Annotated in this window: 20 protein-coding genes and 2 tRNA genes; 18 read left to right on the forward strand and 4 right to left on the reverse strand. The window is 64.4% G+C overall.

Annotation, left to right across the window (positions count from 1 at the left end; all coding sequences use genetic code 11):
* Positions 1 to 33 precede the first annotated feature (33 nt).
* Complete coding sequence (locus tag I6F21_RS22800; protein ID WP_036026978.1) at positions 34 to 822, forward strand: class I SAM-dependent methyltransferase; 789 nt, start codon at positions 34 to 36, stop codon at positions 820 to 822.
* Between the two features lie 270 nt (positions 823 to 1,092).
* Positions 1,093 to 1,569, forward strand: coding sequence for a cyclic nucleotide-binding domain-containing protein (locus I6F21_RS22805; protein WP_036014373.1), 477 nt, complete (start codon positions 1,093 to 1,095; stop codon positions 1,567 to 1,569).
* 125 nt (positions 1,570 to 1,694) lie between these two features.
* Here I6F21_RS22805 and I6F21_RS22810 read toward each other — a convergent pair whose 3' ends face one another.
* From I6F21_RS22810 to I6F21_RS22820, 3 genes are all read right to left on the reverse strand, one after another.
* On the reverse strand, positions 1,695 to 1,898 hold the full coding sequence (locus tag I6F21_RS22810; protein WP_036026980.1) for a hypothetical protein: 204 nt from the start codon (positions 1,896 to 1,898) through the stop codon (positions 1,695 to 1,697).
* Between the two features lie 806 nt (positions 1,899 to 2,704).
* Entirely contained in the window at positions 2,705 to 3,055 is a 351-nt protein-coding gene (locus tag I6F21_RS22815; RefSeq protein ID WP_225140522.1) for a RidA family protein, read from the reverse strand.
* A gap of 63 nt (positions 3,056 to 3,118) precedes the next feature.
* Positions 3,119 to 3,193: transfer RNA gene (locus I6F21_RS22820), tRNA-Thr, on the reverse strand.
* A 317-nt stretch (positions 3,194 to 3,510) separates the two neighbouring features.
* On the opposite strand from I6F21_RS22820, the gene I6F21_RS22825 reads away from it, so the two are divergent.
* The 13 genes from I6F21_RS22825 (at position 3,511) to I6F21_RS22885 (ending at position 12,918) form a co-directional block, all read left to right on the forward strand.
* Positions 3,511 to 3,699 (forward strand): hypothetical protein, encoded by a 189-nt coding sequence (locus I6F21_RS22825; RefSeq protein ID WP_225140521.1) that lies wholly within the window; start codon positions 3,511 to 3,513, stop codon positions 3,697 to 3,699.
* 39 nt (positions 3,700 to 3,738) lie between these two features.
* On the forward strand, positions 3,739 to 5,445 hold the full coding sequence (locus tag I6F21_RS22830; protein WP_225140652.1) for an FAD-dependent oxidoreductase: 1,707 nt from the start codon (positions 3,739 to 3,741) through the stop codon (positions 5,443 to 5,445).
* Between the two features lie 126 nt (positions 5,446 to 5,571).
* Complete coding sequence (locus I6F21_RS22835; protein WP_225140520.1) at positions 5,572 to 5,880, forward strand: EthD family reductase; 309 nt, start codon at positions 5,572 to 5,574, stop codon at positions 5,878 to 5,880.
* Positions 5,881 to 6,071: 191 nt separating this feature from the next.
* The gene (locus tag I6F21_RS22840; protein WP_225140519.1) at positions 6,072 to 6,581 is read left to right on the forward strand and encodes a hypothetical protein; all 510 of its coding nucleotides are present in this window, start codon (positions 6,072 to 6,074) and stop codon (positions 6,579 to 6,581) included.
* A 171-nt stretch (positions 6,582 to 6,752) separates the two neighbouring features.
* Positions 6,753 to 7,577 carry an alpha/beta hydrolase gene (locus tag I6F21_RS22845; RefSeq protein ID WP_225140518.1) on the forward strand — a complete coding sequence of 275 codons (825 nt, stop codon included), beginning with the start codon at positions 6,753 to 6,755 and terminating at the stop codon, positions 7,575 to 7,577.
* 140 nt (positions 7,578 to 7,717) lie between these two features.
* A complete protein-coding gene (locus tag I6F21_RS22850) occupies positions 7,718 to 8,161 on the forward strand; it encodes a DUF2948 family protein (protein ID WP_036014359.1) in 444 nt (147 codons plus the stop codon).
* Positions 8,162 to 8,300: 139 nt separating this feature from the next.
* A complete protein-coding gene (gene hisD, locus I6F21_RS22855; RefSeq protein WP_225113372.1) occupies positions 8,301 to 9,596 on the forward strand; it encodes a histidinol dehydrogenase in 1,296 nt (431 codons plus the stop codon).
* The gene (locus I6F21_RS22860) at positions 9,593 to 10,090 is read left to right on the forward strand and encodes a UPF0262 family protein (protein WP_025032375.1); all 498 of its coding nucleotides are present in this window, start codon (positions 9,593 to 9,595) and stop codon (positions 10,088 to 10,090) included. Before hisD ends, I6F21_RS22860 begins: the two co-directional genes overlap by 4 nt.
* A 6-nt stretch (positions 10,091 to 10,096) precedes the next feature.
* Entirely contained in the window at positions 10,097 to 10,564 is a 468-nt protein-coding gene (locus tag I6F21_RS22865) for an arsenate reductase ArsC (RefSeq protein ID WP_225140517.1), read from the forward strand.
* Positions 10,565 to 10,718: 154 nt separating this feature from the next.
* Complete coding sequence (locus I6F21_RS22870) at positions 10,719 to 11,348, forward strand: Maf-like protein (RefSeq protein ID WP_057027605.1); 630 nt, start codon at positions 10,719 to 10,721, stop codon at positions 11,346 to 11,348.
* Positions 11,349 to 11,514: 166 nt separating this feature from the next.
* Positions 11,515 to 11,697, forward strand: a complete 183-nt coding sequence (yacG, locus tag I6F21_RS22875; RefSeq protein WP_036027000.1) for a DNA gyrase inhibitor YacG — start codon at positions 11,515 to 11,517, stop codon at positions 11,695 to 11,697.
* A gap of 186 nt (positions 11,698 to 11,883) precedes the next feature.
* Positions 11,884 to 11,959, forward strand: a tRNA-Phe gene (locus I6F21_RS22880).
* Between the two features lie 239 nt (positions 11,960 to 12,198).
* Positions 12,199 to 12,918, forward strand: coding sequence for a hypothetical protein (locus I6F21_RS22885; RefSeq protein WP_036027003.1), 720 nt, complete (start codon positions 12,199 to 12,201; stop codon positions 12,916 to 12,918).
* 109 nt (positions 12,919 to 13,027) lie between these two features.
* Here the strand turns inward: I6F21_RS22885 and I6F21_RS22890 are convergent, their stop codons facing one another.
* Positions 13,028 to 13,969 carry a GlxA family transcriptional regulator gene (locus I6F21_RS22890; protein ID WP_225140516.1) on the reverse strand — a complete coding sequence of 314 codons (942 nt, stop codon included), beginning with the start codon at positions 13,967 to 13,969 and terminating at the stop codon, positions 13,028 to 13,030.
* A 147-nt stretch (positions 13,970 to 14,116) separates the two neighbouring features.
* On the opposite strand from I6F21_RS22890, the gene I6F21_RS22895 reads away from it, so the two are divergent.
* From I6F21_RS22895 to I6F21_RS22905, 3 genes are all read left to right on the forward strand, one after another.
* Positions 14,117 to 15,136 (forward strand): alcohol dehydrogenase catalytic domain-containing protein, encoded by a 1,020-nt coding sequence (locus I6F21_RS22895; protein ID WP_225140515.1) that lies wholly within the window; start codon positions 14,117 to 14,119, stop codon positions 15,134 to 15,136.
* Between the two features lie 63 nt (positions 15,137 to 15,199).
* A complete protein-coding gene (locus I6F21_RS22900; RefSeq protein WP_225113367.1) occupies positions 15,200 to 16,024 on the forward strand; it encodes an alpha/beta hydrolase in 825 nt (274 codons plus the stop codon).
* 487 nt (positions 16,025 to 16,511) lie between these two features.
* On the forward strand, positions 16,512 to 17,144 hold the full coding sequence (locus tag I6F21_RS22905; protein ID WP_057027610.1) for a DUF1326 domain-containing protein: 633 nt from the start codon (positions 16,512 to 16,514) through the stop codon (positions 17,142 to 17,144).
* Positions 17,145 to 17,182: the final 38 nt, after the last annotated feature.

Consider the following 17,182-nt stretch of genomic DNA (forward strand, 5'->3'; position numbering starts at 1 on the left):
CAAGCATCGTCATCGGGCCGGGAGGATCTCGAAATGGCAGAGCAGACCATTCGCTTCGACGATGGTGCCGCCTACGAGCAGATGATGGGAATCTGGAGCCGGTTCGCCGGCGAGATATTCCTTGATTGGCTGGCACCTCCTGCAGGCTTGCGTTGGATCGACATCGGCTGCGGCAACGGCGCCTTCACTGAACTCCTGGTCGAGCGCTGCAGCCCCGCCGAGGTCCAGGGCATTGACCCCTCGGCAGAGCAGCTCGCTTTTGCGCGCACACGACCTGCGGCGCGCGTGGCAAAGTTTCACCAGGGCGATGCGATGGCACTTCCTTTCGCCGACGCCAGCTTCGACGCGGCCGTGATGGCGTTGGTTCTCGTATTCGTTCCGGATCCCGCCAGGGGCGTCAGCGAAATGGTGCGGGTCGTTGTCCCCGGCGGTGCGGTCATGACGTATATGTGGGACATGTTGGGCGGCGGCTTTCCGCTCGACCCGATCTACGACGAGATGAAGGCAATGGGCATTCCGGCAACGCGCCCGCCGCGGATGGACGCCTCTCGCATGGAAGCGTTGCGGGACCTGTGGCGAGGAGCAGGTCTCGAGGACGTGCAAACGCGAGAGATTACGGTGCAACGGACGTTCTCAGGTTTCGACGACTTCTGGGCAATCAGTCTGAAGTCCCCCGCGCTCCGGCCTTCCGTTGCCGCCATGAGGCCCGCAGACGTCGAGACGCTCATAGCGCGGGTGCGTGCGGGCCTGCCGGCGCATGCGGACGGTCGCATCACCTGCACTGCGCGCGCGCACGCGATCACGGGGCGCCGGCCCAAATAGCTCGCACTGTGCGGCCCGTAGGATGGATAGAGCACTTGCGAAACCCATCATCTTCGCCACCGCACGAGTCTGATGGGTTTCGCTGCGCGCGGCAGTGGTCCAGAGTCGAGAGGTGAAATCTCTCGCCGCGTCATTGCGAGGAGCCCTTGCGACGAAGCAATCCAGACTGTTTCCGCGGACACATTCCTGGATTGCTTCGCTACGCTCGCAATGACGGAACCTGGCTGCACTTAGCTTGCCGCAGCCTTCGACCGGGCGTAACCTCGCGCAATGCTCGTCACGTCCCCCGATCTGAAAGCGTTCCTGCTGGCGACGCCGTTCTTCGGCGGGCTTTCGGAGGCAGGCCTCGACCTCTTGATCTCGATGCTAGTCGAGCGCCGCTTCGAGGCCGACGCGACCGTTGTGGCCGAGGGCGAGCCGGGACGTTCGATGTTCATCGTCAAGTCCGGCCGGCTGGCGGTGAGCAAACGCACGCATGCGGGCAGGGTCATCCCGATATCGCGTTTGGAGCCTGGCGATTTCTTCGGCGAGATGACGCTGATCGAAATGCAGAACCGCTCCGCCACTGTTATCGCGGAGGCGCCGACCGTGCTGTACGAGCTGACGGCCCAAAAGCTCTATGCCTGCTACAAGGCCGACATCCACGCCTACGTGATCGTTCTGCAGAACATCAATCGCGAGCTATGCCGGCGGTTGCGCCGTTCGGACGACCGCTTCGCAGCACTGCAAATGAATGGCGACCATTGATGGTGCGCAGTGCGTAGGATGGGTAGAGCCCTTGCGAAACCCATCATGTTTCGTGCTCGACAAGGAGCAGATGGGTTTCGCTTCGCTCTACCCATCCTACGGGCTACTGAGATCCTCGACGCGCATCACGACTTGTCGTGCGCGTACTTCTCCAGGACCAGCCGATTATACTCGTCCCTGACGGCTCTGCGGGAAACATGTCCCTTCCGGTCCTTGGCGATTTTCAAAAGATCAGGATCGGTCGGTGCTTTTGATTTCCGCCGAAATCTCGCAAGAAGAGGAATCGTCGGCTCCGACATCCTTCCAAACAGGCGGTCGAACCATCCCATCGTGTCCTCCCGGACAGGTCGCGAGCGAAAAGACTAGCACCATGAAATGAGGGGTCAACGTGCCGTGTGGCCGCAACCTTTCGAAGAGGCGCAACCGGAAGGACACCGATCGCAACGCTTCTGGCCCGTCGGGCAAAACACCGCCTCTCCCGCGCAGCCCCCGTCAATCCCTTCCCGCAAATATATTCCACTTTGCCGAAATTCGGAATTGCAGTATCCATCGCTCATCCCGGCCCAGGGAGAGGGGCGATCGTACGTCGTCACGAACGAGGGCCAGGGTGCGGTGGACGCGGCTGCGTCGGGCACGCGGGGCGGGACCAGGGCGAGATGAACCTCGTGAGGTCTCACAGCGTACGGAACGGACGGCGCCAACATCCGGCGAAGCCTCTTGGCGGAGCCGGAAGCTGCGTACGGCAAAACCGTGTGGTCCTGACCGTCGTTGCTACGGTCAAGCCTTGCGGAGATGCTTCTGGGCTCAACCGGGCCTTGAGGCATCGTCAATTCGCGAGGTGACGGAGGCCAGAAGGAACTCGGCTCCGGGGAGAGCAGGCATAAGCCGTCAAACCACTGCGCAGGGAAGGCCGTGTGTTGGGCTTCACCTGTATGCCGCTGTGCAGTTTTCTGCGTGTGCTTTCGCACAGCGGACCGTGGGTGCCAGCCGGCACCCGGCCTTCCCTGCGCCCTCTCTTCAAAGAGGGACAAGGAAACGAGCAAAACTCGGGCGTTTCGGGCCGCGAGAATGCCAAGCCATGTGTGGAAGACTGGCGAAACGACCGAGCTTGCTCTTCTCGCCCGTCGTTCGAGGATCAGCGGCGCGCGGCGATCGCCGTCAGCTCCAGCTTGACGCCCGGGCCGAGATCCGCAACGCCGATCGCGGCCCGCGCCGGCAGATGCTCCGCAGTGAAATAGCGCTTCCACACCTGGTTGAACGCGGCCTTCTCCGTGAGGTCGGCCACGAAGATCGTCACCTGCAGAACGCAGGAGAGATCGGAGCCGGCTCCCTCGAGCAGGGTTTTCATCTGGCGCAGCACATCGTCGGCCTGGCCGGCCATGTCGAGCCCGGCATCTTCAGGAACGATGCCGCCGAGATACAGCACGCCATTATGCTCGACGATCTCGTGGAGCAGTCCTTCATAGGGCAGGGAACGGGTGATCACGATCGCATCCGTGGCTGTTGCGGGCTCGCTGCCAGGAGGAGGGCTCGCGTCGGTGAGGAAAGCTGGTGCTGCCAGACAGGATTGAACTGTCGACCTCTCCATTACCAATGGAGTGCTCTACCACTGAGCTACGGCAGCATGTGCTGGGACAAGAATCGGCCGCCCGAGGGGCCTACCAAGCGGGCCGATATCTGCCACAAGCCCCCCTCCTGCGCAAGCTTGCTAGCCCCGCCAAAACGAGAAAATCGGGCCGATATCGGCGCCAAAATCCCCGTTTTCGCCCGAACTGACCGACTTCACGCCGATTCGGGTCTGATATCCCTGCCCAACTGGGCAGTTGGCCTGGGAGCCGGATTCGATCCATTTCGCGTTTCGCTTGGGGTCGTATCGCCTCACCCTCTTGAGCTGCCACACTTCGATGGCATCCTGTGGCCGGTTGCTGGGATGGAGCCGCGATGGGCGACGAGACTGACAAGAGCGCGAGGCAGGCGAGGGCGTCCCGGGACGACCGGCTGAAATCGGCGCTGCGCGAAAACCTGAAGCGGCGGAAGGTGCAGGCGCGCGAACGCGCCGCAAGCACCGACCCCTCGCAGAATGACGATGGTTCCCTAAATGAGGGGGCCGCCGGCAAGACCTCTCGTTGAACGCCGGCGGCTGGAAATTTTGGAGTGCATGCAGTGACCATGGGGCAGGACGAAACACAACGAACCGACCGTGATGCGCAGCTGTTGCGGTTCACCCGCCCCGAGCAGACCTTTCCGGCGCTGACGCCCGCCGAGATCGAACGGATCAGGCACTTCGGCGAAATCCGCACCTACGCGGACGGCGAGTTGCTGTTCGAGACCGGCAAGCCCGGGCCCGGCATGTTCGTGGTGCTGGCTGGCCACGTCGCCATCACCCAGCGCGACGGTCTCGGTCACGTCACTCCGGTGATCGATCAGGGGCCGGGGCAATTCCTGGCCGAGCTTGGCCAGCTCTCGGGCAGGCCGGCGCTGGTCGACGGCCGCGCCGAAGGCAATGTCGAGGTGCTGCTCGTCCCGCCGGACCGGCTGCGCGCGCTGCTGGTGGCCGAAGCCGAGCTTGGCGAGCGCATCATGCGCGCGTTGATCCTGCGCCGGGTCAATCTGATCCAGGGCGGCATCGGCGGCCCCGTGCTGATCGGGCCCTCGAACTCCGCCGGCGTGGTGCGCCTGCAGGGCTTTCTCACCCGCAATGGCCAGCCGCATCATCTGCTCGATCCCGAGAGCGAGCATGACGCCGCCGAACTGATCGCGCGCTATTCGCCGAAGCCGGAGGATTGGCCGCTCGTCGTCACGGCCGGCGGCACGGTGCTGCGCAATCCCAGCGAGACCGAGCTCGGCCGCGCCATCGGCATGATCGGCGGGGCCAAGGACGACCGAATCTACGATGTCGCCATCGTCGGCTGCGGGCCGGCGGGGCTCGCGACTGCGGTCTACGCTGCGTCCGAAGGTCTCTCGGTCGCGGTCGTCGACACCCGCGCCTTCGGCGGCCAAGCCGGCGCCAGCGCGCGCATCGAGAACTATCTGGGCTTCCCGACCGGCATCTCCGGCCAGGCGCTGGCGGGCCGCGCCTTCACCCAGGCGCAGAAGTTCGGCGCCGACATCATGATTCCGATGTCGGTGAGCTCGCTGGATTGCTCCCGCGCCAACGGCACCTTCGCGCTGGCGCTGGATTGCGGCGAGACCTTGCGCTCCCGTTCGGTGGTGGTCGCCAGCGGCGCGCGCTATCGCCGTCCTGACATCGCCAACCTCGACAAGTTCGAGGGCCGCGGCGTCTGGTACTGGGCATCGCCCGTGGAGGCGCGGCTCTGCGCCGGCGAGGAGGTGGCTCTGGTCGGCGCCGGCAATTCGGCCGGCCAGGCGGCCGTGTTCCTGTCGGGCCATGCGAAAAAAGTGCTGATGATCATCCGCGGCGGCGGCCTTGGCGCCAGCATGTCGCGCTATCTCATCGAGCGCATCGAAGCGACCCCGAACATCGAATTGATGTTCAACACCGAGATCACCGCGCTCGAGGGCGACGAGGCCTCGCTGCTGCGGCGCATCCGCTGGAAGAGCCGGCTGTCGGATGACGAGGATTCCGCCGATATCCGCAATCTCTTCCTGTTCGTCGGCGCCGATCCCGCCACGTCCTGGCTCGACGGTTGCGGCGTGACGCTCGATCGCGGCGGCTTCGTCGTCACCGGCGCGCAGTCCGAGCAGAATCAGGGCAAGCTGGTGGCGCCGCTGGAGACCTCAGTGCCCGGCGTCTACGCCGTCGGCGACGTCCGCTCCGGCTCGGTCAAGCGCGTCGGCGGCGCCATCGGCGAGGGCGCGCAGGTCGTTGCCTCCCTGCATGGCTATCTCGGCGACGCCGCAAAACCGGCGCTTTAGTCAAGGACAAGGCAAGGCAATGGCTAGCCGCAAGGGACTTGCCATTGCGCTGCGTCCCGCGAGACTATCGCCTCGTCGCGAGGTCAATCGCGCGTGGAAAAACAAAGATTCCCCAGGGAGGACCAAATGGCTGAAGTCGTCGTGCTCTACAAGACACCCAAGGATGCTGCCGCCTTCGACAAATACTATGCCGAGACGCACATCCCGCTCGCCAAGAAGCTTCCCGGCCTGAAGAACTACGCCGTCAGCAAAGGGCCGGTCGCATCTCCCGCAGGCCCTTCCGGAATCCATCTCGTCGCCATCCTCACCTTCGACAGCGTGGCCGACGTTCAGGCCGCCTTTGGCAGCGAGGAAGGCAAGGCAACCGGCGCCGACGTGCCGAAATTCGCCAGCGGCGGTGCCGACATCCTGATCTTCGATACCAAGAACGTGTGAGTTCGATTCAACTTTCGTCGAAAGCCTGCCGTCGTTTGTGACAGCGCTGCAAAAAGTTCAGCCATGCGTTTTTCGATTTCGCACGACGACGCATGGCTGCGCTCATGCATGTGACGACAACGCAGGTGGTAATCCGATGAGGACCGTAATACTATTCTCGTCACCTCAATGCAGAGAGTAGGAGAGATGTCATGGTGCTTGGCCTAAGCCTGCCCGCCCTTACGCTGATCCATGTCATCATCAGCCTGATTGCCATCGTCGCCGGGCTCGTCGTGATGTTCGGACTGCTCGGCTCTAAGTCGATGCCGGGCCTGACCGCGATCTTCCTGCTGTTCACCATTCTCACCAGCGCGACTGGTTTCCTGTTTCCATTCAAGGAGCTGCTGCCCTCGCACATCATCGGCATCATCTCGCTGGTGCTGCTCGCGATCGCCTGTTTCGCGCTCTACAGCATGAAGCTCGCCGGCGTCTGGCGCCCAGTTTACATCGTGACCGCGATGATCTCGCTCTATTTCAACGTCTTCGTGCTGGTGATCCAGTCGTTCCTCAAGGTGCCCGCGCTTGCCGCGCTCGCGCCCGCCGTGCCCCCGGCGCCGCCATCGGGACCGGTGTTCGCCGTGGTGCAGGGCATCGTGCTGGTATTTTTCGTCGTGCTGACCATCGGCGCCTGGCGGCGCTACAAGCCCCTGGCGTTTGCCTGAAAGATCGCGCGAGCGCGGCGCGCGTTCACCCGTCATTCTGGGGCATCGCGCAGCGATGAACTCTGGTGCGCAATCGCGCACCAGAGAATCCCGATTTATCAATCTCCAGATTCCGGGTTCGCGCTGACGCGCGTCCCGGAATGACGTCTCTCATTGAAAGGAGCCCCCACCATGCCCACCATCACCACCAAAGACGGCGTCGAGATCTTCTACAAGGACTGGGGCTCGGGCCAGCCGATCGTGTTCAGCCATGGCTGGCCGCTGTCGTCGGACGATTGGGACGCGCAGATGATGTACTTCATCACGCGCGGCTATCGCGTCATCGCCCATGACCGCCGCGGCCACGGCCGCTCGGCGCAGGTCGCCGATGGTCACGACATGGATCATTATGCCGACGATCTCGCCGCGCTCACCGCGCATCTCGACCTCAAGAACGCCCTCCATGTCGGCCATTCCACCGGCGGCGGCGAGGTCGTGCACTACATTGCCCGTCACGGCGAGAGCCGCGTCGCGAAGGCCGCGATCCTCTCGGCGGTGCCGCCGCTGATGGTGCAGACCGCGGCCAATCCCGGCGGCCTGCCGAAGAGCGTGTTCGACGATTTCCAGGCCCAGCTTGCCGCCGGCCGCTCGGCCTTCTACCGCGACATCGCCGCCGGCCCGTTCTACGGCTACAACCGCCCCGGCGCAAAACCGCTGGAAGCGGTGATCGAGAACTGGTGGCGCCAGGGCATGATGGGTGGCGCGAAAGCGCATTACGACGGCATCGTCGCGTTCTCGCAAACCGATTTCACTGAGGATCTGAAGAAGATCAACGTCCCGGTTCTGGTGATGCATGGCGACGACGACCAGATCGTGCCATACGCGGACTCGGCGCCGCTCTCGGCCAAGCTGCTCAAGAAAGGCATCCTGAAGACCTACAAGGGATTCCCCCACGGCATGCCGACCACGCATGCCGAGACGATCAACGCGGATCTCCTGGCGTTCTTCAGGGAGTGAGGTTTCACGACTCTCACCCTCCCTTGTTGTGGGAATGGGTGGCTCGCCGCGTAGCGGCGAGCCGGACGAGGGCTTAACTTGTGTGGAAATTTCGGGGCTCGCGCGCGTTGAGCCCCGTCCACTCAAGGAGAGGCGCGGCGATGTCGCCCCAGCTCAAACTGATCGCTCTCGACGCCGACGACCTCGCCGTGATCTCGACCCATGTCCAGGACGCCCGCGTTCAGGCTTCCGATATCATTTGGCGGCAGGGCGAGAAACGGCTTGTGGTCGGAATGAGCCGGCTGGACTGGGAGCAGACCTTGGAGGGCGAGACCGAGCCGCGCCGGCTGGTCGCAGCGCTCCGTTTCGACCGTGTGCTCGCCTGCAAGTCGCGCAACATTGACCTCGCCGCGCCGGACAAGATCCTGGATCTCGTCGGCATTGAATTTCACCCCCGGGACGGCCGCGCCGAGGAGCCCGGCGGCAGCGCCCTGCTTTTGTTCGCCCAGGGCGGCGCCATCCGCCTGGACGTCGAGTGTCTGGAATGCGAGCTGACCGACCTCGGGGCCGACACGCTGGGCACTGGAGTCCAGGGGGAGGGCTGAAGAGGCCGTATACCAGCCGAATGGGCCCTGGCTGGGATGGCATCTGCCGAGGGTTGACGCAGCTTCCCCGCCGCGCCATTGAGCAGGGGACCTGGTGCGCCGACCCGCCCCTCAAGACCAGCCGGAAGCCAAGCGAAACATGCCCGTTCGCCTCGACCGCAGCAGCGCTGATTTCGACCAGCGATTCGCCGCCTTCCTCGCCGCCAAGCGCGAGGCGTCGGCCGACGTCGAGGCCGCCGCGCGCGCGATCGTCGACGACGTGGCCAAGCGTGGCGACGCCGCCCTGCTCGAGGCGACGGCCAAGTTCGACCGCTTGAGGCTGGACGCATCCTCCTTGCGCGTCTCCGCCGCCGAGATCGAGGCCGCCGTCAAGGCCTGCGAGCCTGCGACGCTGGATGCACTCAAGCTCGCGCGCGACCGCATCGAGACCTATCACCGCCGCCAGCTGCCGAAGGACGAGCGCTTCACCGACCCGCTCGGCGTCGAGCTTGGTTGGCGCTACACCGCGATCGAATCCGCCGGCCTCTACGTCCCCGGCGGCACGGCGGCCTATCCGTCATCGGTGCTGATGAATGCCGTGCCGGCGAAAGTCGCCGGCGTGTCGCGCCTCGTGATGGTGGTGCCCTCGCCGGACGGCAAGCTCAATCCGCTGGTCCTGGCGGCCGCCCATCTCGGCGGCGTCACCGAGATCTACCGTGTCGGCGGTGCGCAGGCGGTGGCCGCGCTGGCGCATGGCACCGCGACCATCGCGCCGGTCGCCAAGATTGTCGGCCCGGGCAATGCCTATGTCGCTGCCGCGAAACGGCTGGTGTTCGGCAAGGTCGGCATCGACATGATCGCCGGCCCCTCGGAGGTGCTCGTCATTGCCGACGACACCGGCAACGCCGATTGGATCGCCGCTGACCTCTTGGCGCAGGCCGAGCACGATTCCAGCGCGCAGTCGATCCTGATCACGGACTCGGCGCGCCTTGCCGCCGACGTCGAAAAGGCGGTCGAGGCGCAGCTGAAGACGCTGCCGCGCGCCGCGATCGCCAGCGCGTCCTGGGCCGATTTCGGCGCCGTTATCATGGTGAAGAACCTGGGCGACGCCGTCCCGCTTGCCGACGCCATCGCGGCCGAGCATCTCGAGATCATGACCGTCGATCCCGACGCGCTCGCGGCGAAGATCCGCAATGCCGGCGCGGTGTTCCTCGGACCGCACACGCCCGAAGCGATCGGCGATTATGTCGGCGGCTCCAACCACGTTCTGCCGACGGCGCGCTCGGCGCGGTTTTCCTCCGGCCTCTCGGTGCACGACTTCATGAAGCGCACCTCGATCCTGAAATGCGGGCCCGACCAATTGCGTGCGCTGGGTCCGGCCGCGATGACGCTCGGCAAGGCGGAGGGGCTGGATGCCCATTCCCGCTCGATTGGATTGCGCCTCAATCTGTCATGACAAAGCCGCCCGCACAGGACGACTCAACTAATCGCATCGTCGGCGTCACGCTCGACGAGGAATCGATTGGCCGTTCCGGGCCCGACATCGAGCACGAGCGGGCGATCGCGATCTACGATCTGATCGAGCAGAACCTGTTTGCGCCCGAGGGCGCGGACGGCAAGGGCCCGTTCACGCTGCATATCGGCATCACCGGCAACCGGCTGATGTTCGACATCCGCCGCGAGGACGGCACGCCCGTGGTCGCGCATCTGTTGTCGCTGACGCCGTTCCGGCGGATCGTGAAAGACTATTTCATGATCTGCGACAGCTATTACCAGGCGATCCGCACCGCGACTCCCGACAAGATCGAGGCCATCGACATGGGCCGCCGCGGCATCCACGACGAGGGATCGCGCACGCTCCAGGAGCGGCTGAAAGGCAAGGTGCGGGTCGACTTCGAGACCTCGCGCCGGCTGTTCACGCTCATTACTGTTCTCCATTGGAAGGGTTGATCACGGATGGCTGCGCCCCCACGCGCACGCGATCCGCAATCGGTGCTGTTCGCCTGTGCGATGAACAGCGTGCGCTCGCCGATGGCCGAGAGCCTGTTGCAGCACATGTTTCCGCAAGGCCTCTACGTGAAGTCGGCCGGCAACAGGAAGGGCGAGCTCGATCCCTTCGCCGTCGCCGTGATGAGCGAGCTCGGCCAGGACATCTCCGGCCACAAGCCGCAGACCTTCGAGGAGCTGGAGGATTGGGAGGGACTGAATTTCGACCTCATCATCACGCTCTCGCCCGAGGCGCATCACAAGGCGCTGGAGCTGACGCGAACGCTCGCGGCCGAGGTCGAATACTGGCCGACGCAGGATCCCACCACCATCGAAGGCAGCCGCGACCAGAAGTTAGCTGCCTATCGCGAGGTCTGCGATCAGCTCCTGATGCGCATCCGGCGGCGCTTCGCCAAGGTCGGCGCGGCGAGCGGGTAGCATCAGCCCGCCGTAACACCCGCGTCACAGAGAGCAGGCACAGCCGTGGCGGATACCTCGAATCACCAAACTCCGGTTCCCGGGTTGTGAAATCAGCCCCCTTCCGATAGGTTCCGCGCGCAATTCACCCCTGCCTCATCTTCCAAATCACCTGATGCTTGGCCGCCCCAAATTCGTACTTGCCTCCGGCTCGCCGCGTCGGCTGTCGCTGCTCAACCAGGCCGGCATCGAGCCGGATGCGCTCCGGCCGGCCGACGTCGACGAGACGCCGAAGCGGGGCGAGCTGCCGCGCGCCTGCGCCAACCGGCTGGCCAGGGCCAAGGCCGACGCTGCGCTGAAATCCGTGCAGCTCGACGACGAGCTGCGCGGCGCCTTCATCCTCGCCGCCGACACGGTGGTGGCGGTCGGCCGCCGCATCCTGCCCAAGGCCAATCTGGTCGACGAGGCCGCGCAGTGCCTGCGGCTGCTGTCGGGCCGCAACCACCGCGTCTACACCGCGATCTGCCTGGTCACGCCGCGCGAGGCTTTCCGCCAGCGTCTGGTCGAGACGCGCGTGCGCTTCAAGCGCCTGTCCGAGGACGACATCCAGGCCTATATCGGCTCCGGCGAATGGCGCGGCAAAGCCGGCGGCTACGCCGTGCAGGGCATCGCCGGATCCTTCGTGGTCAAGATGGTGGGGTCCTACACCAACGTCGTCGGCCTGCCGCTGTACGAGACCACGACGCTGCTCGGCGGCGAGGGCTTTCCGATCCGCTTCGGCTGGCTCAATACCACCGCGGTGTGAGCCCAAGTGAGCCCAAGGGCCGCGCCGACAAAAACCTCGAAAACAACCCCATGCACAGTAGAATGGCCCTGCCGGGTCCGCGCCGCGGCGCATGCGCGGCTGCACCGGGAACCCGTTTCCGGGCAGGCTCTTGAACCCCGTCACCCCGTGTAAGCTGCCGACATCCATGGACGACCAGGTCAACAAGCCCACCGGCCCGCTCAAAACCTGCCCGATCTGCGGCAAGCCGCAGACGCAGGCCACCCGTCCGTTCTGCTCCTCGCGCTGTCGCGACGTCGACCTGAACCGCTGGCTGAAGGGCTCCTACGTCATCCCCGGCCGCGACGACGAAACCGACGACGTCGAATAATCGAGCTGTATCAAAGCTTTAATTACCTCGCTGAAGCGCCGAGCAGCAGCCGCAGCAACCCCGCCCGATCTTGTGCACAGAAGGGCCGCGCCCGGCGCAGCCACTTGGCGAAGCCGGGTGGACAGGCCGCTCCGAGCCCACTATAAACCGCCCGCTCGATGGGCTTTGGCCCCTCTCTTGGAGCACGCCCAGGTAGCTCAGTTGGTAGAGCATGCGACTGAAAATCGCAGTGTCGGTGGTTCGATTCCGCCCCTGGGCACCAATCTACGCTTTTCCACACTGAAGCACGATCTCGTACGATAGCGCTTGCCAGATGACCGGCGCGAAGCGCGCTCGCGTTTTTCTTTTCTCTTCCTGGAGCTTGCCAAGAGGCATCTGGAAAACCCGGCGCGCGGCGGCGTCTGGAATCAAGGCATCTAAGTCGTTCGGCAGGCTTGGCCGACCGCCTAGGCTCCCGCTAAAGGCTGCGCGATCCCGCGCGGCTTCCGCAGGAGCCCAACCATGAAGCAACTCAAGGATATAGCCATCGAAGCCCATGGAGGCCTCGATCGGTGGCGGCAGTTCGAGCAGGTGTCGGCCGATCTTGTGCAGGGCGGCGTCCTGTGGTCCTTGAAGGGACAGGCAGTCACCCTCGAGCGGACCAACGTCACCGTGGGTCTGAAGAGGCAGTGGGCGTCACACGCTCCGTTCGGCGCTGACCATCGCCGCTCGCGCTTTGAGCCGAGCCGGGTGGCTCTGGAAGCAGACAACGGAACGGTTCTCGAAGAGCTGCTTGAGCCGCGCGCGAGCTTTGCCGGCCATGAGTTGCAAACGCCGTGGACTGAACTGCAACTCGCCTACTTCGCCGGCTGCGCGATGTGGACCTATCTGAACATGCCGTTCCTGCTTGCCTGGCCGAGACTTGAGACCGAGGAACTGGAGCCCTGGCCGACCGACAGCGGAGACTGGCGCCGCCTTGCGGTGCGATTTCCGGCAGAGATCGCGACGCACAGCACCGTGCAGACGCTCTATTTCGACGGTGAGGGGCTGCTGAAGCGCCACGACTACAACGTCGAGATCTCCGGCAACACGCCCGGCGCGCATATCATCGAAGACTACACGGAAGTCTCGGGCATCAAATTCCCGACGAAACGCCGGATCTATTCCCGCCAGCCAGACGGCAGCTTCAGCACCGAGCCCCTCGTCGTTTCGATCGATCTTTCCAACATCCGGCTCAGCTAGCGATGAGCCTTTGGAATCCAAACTCGACGGCGTGAGAAGCCGGTGGCCTTATGACGATTGATCCGACATGGGCCGCCTTCTCACACGCATTGCCGCGGTCGCGCGTCGATCATAGTGCGGCCAGCGGTCCGGCATCATTGCGGATGGCTCTAGGGACCTCCCCAAGCACGCGCGCAAACGCCAGACGCATCCGCTCTCGGTTCGCGAACCCCACCTCGCGAGCGATGACCTCGATCGGCCACCGACTTTGTTCCAGCATCAACTTCGCGGCTTCGACACGCAACGCTTCGACCGCCTTTGCGGGCGTGGTGCCGGTTTCCGCCCGAAACAGCCGCGTGAACTGCCGGGGGCTGAGGCACGCGGCCTCGGCAAGCTCGTCAACGGTGAGGTTTTCGGCAAGGTTCTGACGAGCGTAGTTCAGCACGCGCTGGACCCGATCTTCATTCGCGCCGAGGTCCAGCAAAGTGGAATGCTGGGACTGTCCGCCTGAGCGGCGATGGTACATGACCATGCCCTTCGCGACCGAACGGGCAATATCGGAGCCGTGGTCGCGCTCGATCATGCCCACGACTAGGTCCGTTCCCGCGGTCATGCCGGCTGACGTCCATATCGGTCCGTCCGCGATGAAGATCTTGTCCATGTCGACCTCGCAGCTGGGGAAACGGTCCTGCAGCGCCTGCGCGTAACGCCAATGCGTGGTGGCGCGCCGGCCGTTCAGCAAGCCCGCATCTCCCAGGACGAACGAGCCCAGGCAGATGGCGGCGACGCGGCGCGCGTCGCGAGCAGCAGCGCGAAGCAGCCGGACCAATCCCGGCGACGAGGTCGGTATCTCCAGGCCCGCGGCGACGATCAGCGTGTCATAGCGAGCATCGTCGATTGGGTCCGTCATGACCTGCATGCCGGATGACGAGGCGACCAGTCCTCCTTCCTCCGAGAGGACGCGCACGTCATAGACCTTCTCGCCGGCCTGCTTGTTGGCCACGTCGAACGCTGCGACGGCTCCGAAGCAGACGGGTTGGAAACTCGGGCAAAGGACGAGGCCGATCTTCATGCTTTCTCCGCGACGGTTGCTAATCGCCTAGATGGTCGTTCCAGCGATGTTTCGCCATGCATGGCCGGAATGATGGCATCTACGTCCTGTCGGCTTGGGCAGGCCGCTGGTAGCGCTCCGACAGGTTTTTCAGACCTTGGAGCTTTCATGTCGAGCGATCCGACGACATACAGCGCTGTTCAGGCCGTCGCGCCGGGACAGCTCGAACTGACGCAAAAGCCGCTTGTCGATCCCGGCCCCGGGCAGGTCCGCCTTCGCGTCGAGGCCTGCGGTGTCTGCCACTCCGACGCCGCGACCGTCGAAGGGGCTTTTCCGATCCAATGGCCGCGCGTGCCGGGCCACGAGGCTGTAGGCGTGATCGACGCGGTCGGCAGCAACGTCGAGGGTTGGACGCTCGGGCAGCGCGTCGGCATCGGCTTCCTCGGAGGTAGTTGCGGACACTGTGCAGAGTGCCGCGGCGGCGATCTCGTCAATTGCCGGAACCAGGAGTTCACCGGCGTTCATCATGACGGGGGCTACGCGCAGTACATGCTCGCGCGCTCAAGTGGCCTCGTGTCGATTCCCGATGGGCTCGCCTCGGAATACGCCGCTCCGCTGCTCTGCGCCGGACTGACGACCTTCAGCGCGCTCCGCAACTCTCCCGCTCGCGCCGGCGATCTGGTCGCCGTGATCGGCATTGGCGGCCTCGGGCACCTCGCCGTGCAGTTCGCCCGGCGCATGGGCTTCGAGGTCGTGGCGATTGGGCGCGGACCGGACAAAGGTGGTCTCGCCGGAAAGCTTGGCGCCCACCATTATGTCGACAGCTCGAGCGTCGCGGTTGCTTCCGCGCTGCAGGATCTGGGCGGCGCGCAGCTCGTCGTCATCACCGCGTCAGGTGGTAGAGCTGTGGCAGACGCGGTGAAGGGGCTTCGGCCGCGCGGCCGGATCATCGCGCTCGGCGCATCTCCCGAACCTGCGGAGATCGCGACGTCCGACCTCCTGTTCGGCGAGCGTTCGATCGAAGGCGCCTTGACCGGCGATCCAGCGACCGCCGATGCCACCTTGCGGTTCAGCTCGCTCGCTGGCGTTGCCGCCATGATCGAGACGATGCCGCTAGAACGCGCGCCGGAAGCGTATCGCAAGATGATGGCGGGCGAAGCCCGCTTTCGCATCGTCCTCACCATGTAGATGCGCTGCCAATCATCAGGATCGACTCCGCATCAAGCAAATGCAACTCACAAAGGAGCAACCATGTCGCTCGAAACCGCTAGAACAGAATCTTTGAACGTCGGCGATGTGCGCTTCGCCTTCCGGCGGCTCGGCCCGACGGCCGGGACGCCGCTCATCCTGCTGCAGCACTTCACCGGGACGATGGATGCCTGGGATCCGGCAGTGGTGAATAGCCTTGCTGAAACGCGGCCGGTCATTGCGTTCAACAATCTCGGCATAGGCACCTCCACCGGCCGGACGCCCGACACGGTGGAGCAGATGGCCTCGGATGCCGAGACATTCATACGAGGCCTTGATCTGCCAAAGGTTGACCTCCTCGGCTTCTCCCTCGGCGGCATGCTCACCCAAGTGCTTGCCGTGCAGCACCCCGGCTTGATCCGCAAGCTCATCATCGCCGGCGCTGCACCGCGCGGGGGCGAGGAACATCTGCTCGCCGTAGTCGACGAAGCCTTCGCTCAAAGCGGGACGGATGTGCGGTTGCCCCTGTTCTTCACACCCTCCGAAGAAAGTCAGCGCGCCGGCCGCGCTTTCGTCGCCCGCGCAACCATGCGCAAGGAGGATCGTGATCCGGACAGCGGCGAGGATGTCAGCAACGCGCAGGCGAAGGCAATCATTGGCTGGTGCGCCAGGAAGCATGAAGGCGAAGCGACGCTCCGCGCCATCGCGCAGCCTACGCTCATCGTGCACGGCAGCGACGACACGATGTTTCCGAGCATCAACGCCTACAACATGTTCAAGGCTATGAAGAACGCCCAGCTCGTTCTCTATCCGGACTCCGGCCACGGCGCGCTGTTCCAGTATCCAGCGAGGTTCGTCGCCCATTGCCGAACCTTCCTGGACGAGTGAGGGAAGAGATCGATGCCAATCTTCAGCAACTGGCGATCGAAGCCCATGGCGGCCTCGATCGGTTTCGGCAGTTCTCGTTCCTCACGGCGCGGCTTCACCAATTTGGCATCCTCTGGAATCCGAAGGGAAAGCCGGACGTGCTCACTCATGCCAATACGTTCTTGTTGCTTGCTAGAAATTCTCTCGATATTTCAATTACAAGAGCGTCGGAGAGCGCATCCCGCCCCTGCGCACCACGCCCCGGACGTCGGACATCCCCCGAGCTGTAGCTGCCCCCGAGCCACGACCCTCGTCCGCTATACGCAGCCGGCCGCCGCTGATATGATCCTCCGACAGTAAACGGCAGCTCGCCACCAGACTATTTCTGCGATGCCGGCCTTCTGATCGGATCTCGATCCCGCTCGCGCCTTTTCGCATTGCTTCGACAAGAACGCTGAACAAATTCGTCAACGGCTGCCGCGTCCCCGCTCACATCAGGAGATGTGCCATGACTGCATCGGACTGGCGTCTCGAAGGCGAATGGATGAAGAACTGCACCTGTGCGTTCGGCTGCCCCTGCGATTTCAACGCACGGCCGACCCAAGGCTATTGCAAGGGATTGGTCGCCATGCGGATCGCCAAGGGACATTTCGAAGGGACCAGGCTCGATGGTCTCTGCTTTGCGATCACGGTCGATTTCCCCGGGCCGCTGCATGAGGGCAACGGGACAATCCAGCCCATCATCGACGAACGCGCCACGGCGGAGCAGCGACAGGCGTTGTTCGATATCTTCTCCGGTAAGCATTCGGCCGAAGGCACGCTGTTCCAGATCGTCAGCATGATCGTCACCAAGATCCATGATCCGGTGTTTGTGCCGTTCGAGTTCTCCTTCGACAAGGACGGACGCGTCGCACGACTCGTCGCCAAGGGCGTGCTCGAGACCGATGTCGAGCCGATCAAGAATCCGGTGACCGGTGATCCGCACCGCATCCAGGTGGTCATGCCCGAAGGGTTCGAACATCGGGCGGCCGAGGTCGCATCCGCCGACATCCGCTCGACCGGCGCGATCCGGTTCGAGACCCGCGCTACGCATAGCTCGCTCGCCAATGTCGTGCAGACGCCCAAGGGCGTTGCGGCATGATGCGGCGCTGACACCGACACGAGATCTCGGTGTCAGCT

The organism is Bradyrhizobium sp. NBAIM03, assembly GCF_020194055.1.
Lineage (GTDB): Bacteria > Pseudomonadota > Alphaproteobacteria > Rhizobiales > Xanthobacteraceae > Bradyrhizobium > Bradyrhizobium yuanmingense.

Coding starts and splice junctions, on each gene's coding strand:
- I6F21_RS22830 (WP_225140652.1), top strand. CDS start 3,739: ATGGGGCAGGACGAAACACAACGAACCGACCGTGATGCGCAGCTGTTG.
- I6F21_RS22870 (WP_057027605.1), top strand. CDS start 10,719: ATGCTTGGCCGCCCCAAATTCGTACTTGCCTCCGGCTCGCCGCGTCGG.
- I6F21_RS22890 (WP_225140516.1), bottom strand. CDS start 13,969: ATGAAGATCGGCCTCGTCCTTTGCCCGAGTTTCCAACCCGTCTGCTTC.
- I6F21_RS22810 (WP_036026980.1), bottom strand. CDS start 1,898: ATGGGATGGTTCGACCGCCTGTTTGGAAGGATGTCGGAGCCGACGATT.
- I6F21_RS22865 (WP_225140517.1), top strand. CDS start 10,097: ATGGCTGCGCCCCCACGCGCACGCGATCCGCAATCGGTGCTGTTCGCC.
- I6F21_RS22840 (WP_225140519.1), top strand. CDS start 6,072: ATGGTGCTTGGCCTAAGCCTGCCCGCCCTTACGCTGATCCATGTCATC.
- hisD (WP_225113372.1), top strand. CDS start 8,301: ATGCCCGTTCGCCTCGACCGCAGCAGCGCTGATTTCGACCAGCGATTC.
- I6F21_RS22905 (WP_057027610.1), top strand. CDS start 16,512: ATGACTGCATCGGACTGGCGTCTCGAAGGCGAATGGATGAAGAACTGC.
- I6F21_RS22850 (WP_036014359.1), top strand. CDS start 7,718: ATGTCGCCCCAGCTCAAACTGATCGCTCTCGACGCCGACGACCTCGCC.
- I6F21_RS22825 (WP_225140521.1), top strand. CDS start 3,511: ATGGGCGACGAGACTGACAAGAGCGCGAGGCAGGCGAGGGCGTCCCGG.
- yacG (WP_036027000.1), top strand. CDS start 11,515: ATGGACGACCAGGTCAACAAGCCCACCGGCCCGCTCAAAACCTGCCCG.
- I6F21_RS22835 (WP_225140520.1), top strand. CDS start 5,572: ATGGCTGAAGTCGTCGTGCTCTACAAGACACCCAAGGATGCTGCCGCC.
- I6F21_RS22845 (WP_225140518.1), top strand. CDS start 6,753: ATGCCCACCATCACCACCAAAGACGGCGTCGAGATCTTCTACAAGGAC.
- I6F21_RS22885 (WP_036027003.1), top strand. CDS start 12,199: ATGAAGCAACTCAAGGATATAGCCATCGAAGCCCATGGAGGCCTCGAT.
- I6F21_RS22900 (WP_225113367.1), top strand. CDS start 15,200: ATGTCGCTCGAAACCGCTAGAACAGAATCTTTGAACGTCGGCGATGTG.
- I6F21_RS22800 (WP_036026978.1), top strand. CDS start 34: ATGGCAGAGCAGACCATTCGCTTCGACGATGGTGCCGCCTACGAGCAG.
- I6F21_RS22895 (WP_225140515.1), top strand. CDS start 14,117: ATGTCGAGCGATCCGACGACATACAGCGCTGTTCAGGCCGTCGCGCCG.
- I6F21_RS22860 (WP_025032375.1), top strand. CDS start 9,593: ATGACAAAGCCGCCCGCACAGGACGACTCAACTAATCGCATCGTCGGC.
- I6F21_RS22805 (WP_036014373.1), top strand. CDS start 1,093: ATGCTCGTCACGTCCCCCGATCTGAAAGCGTTCCTGCTGGCGACGCCG.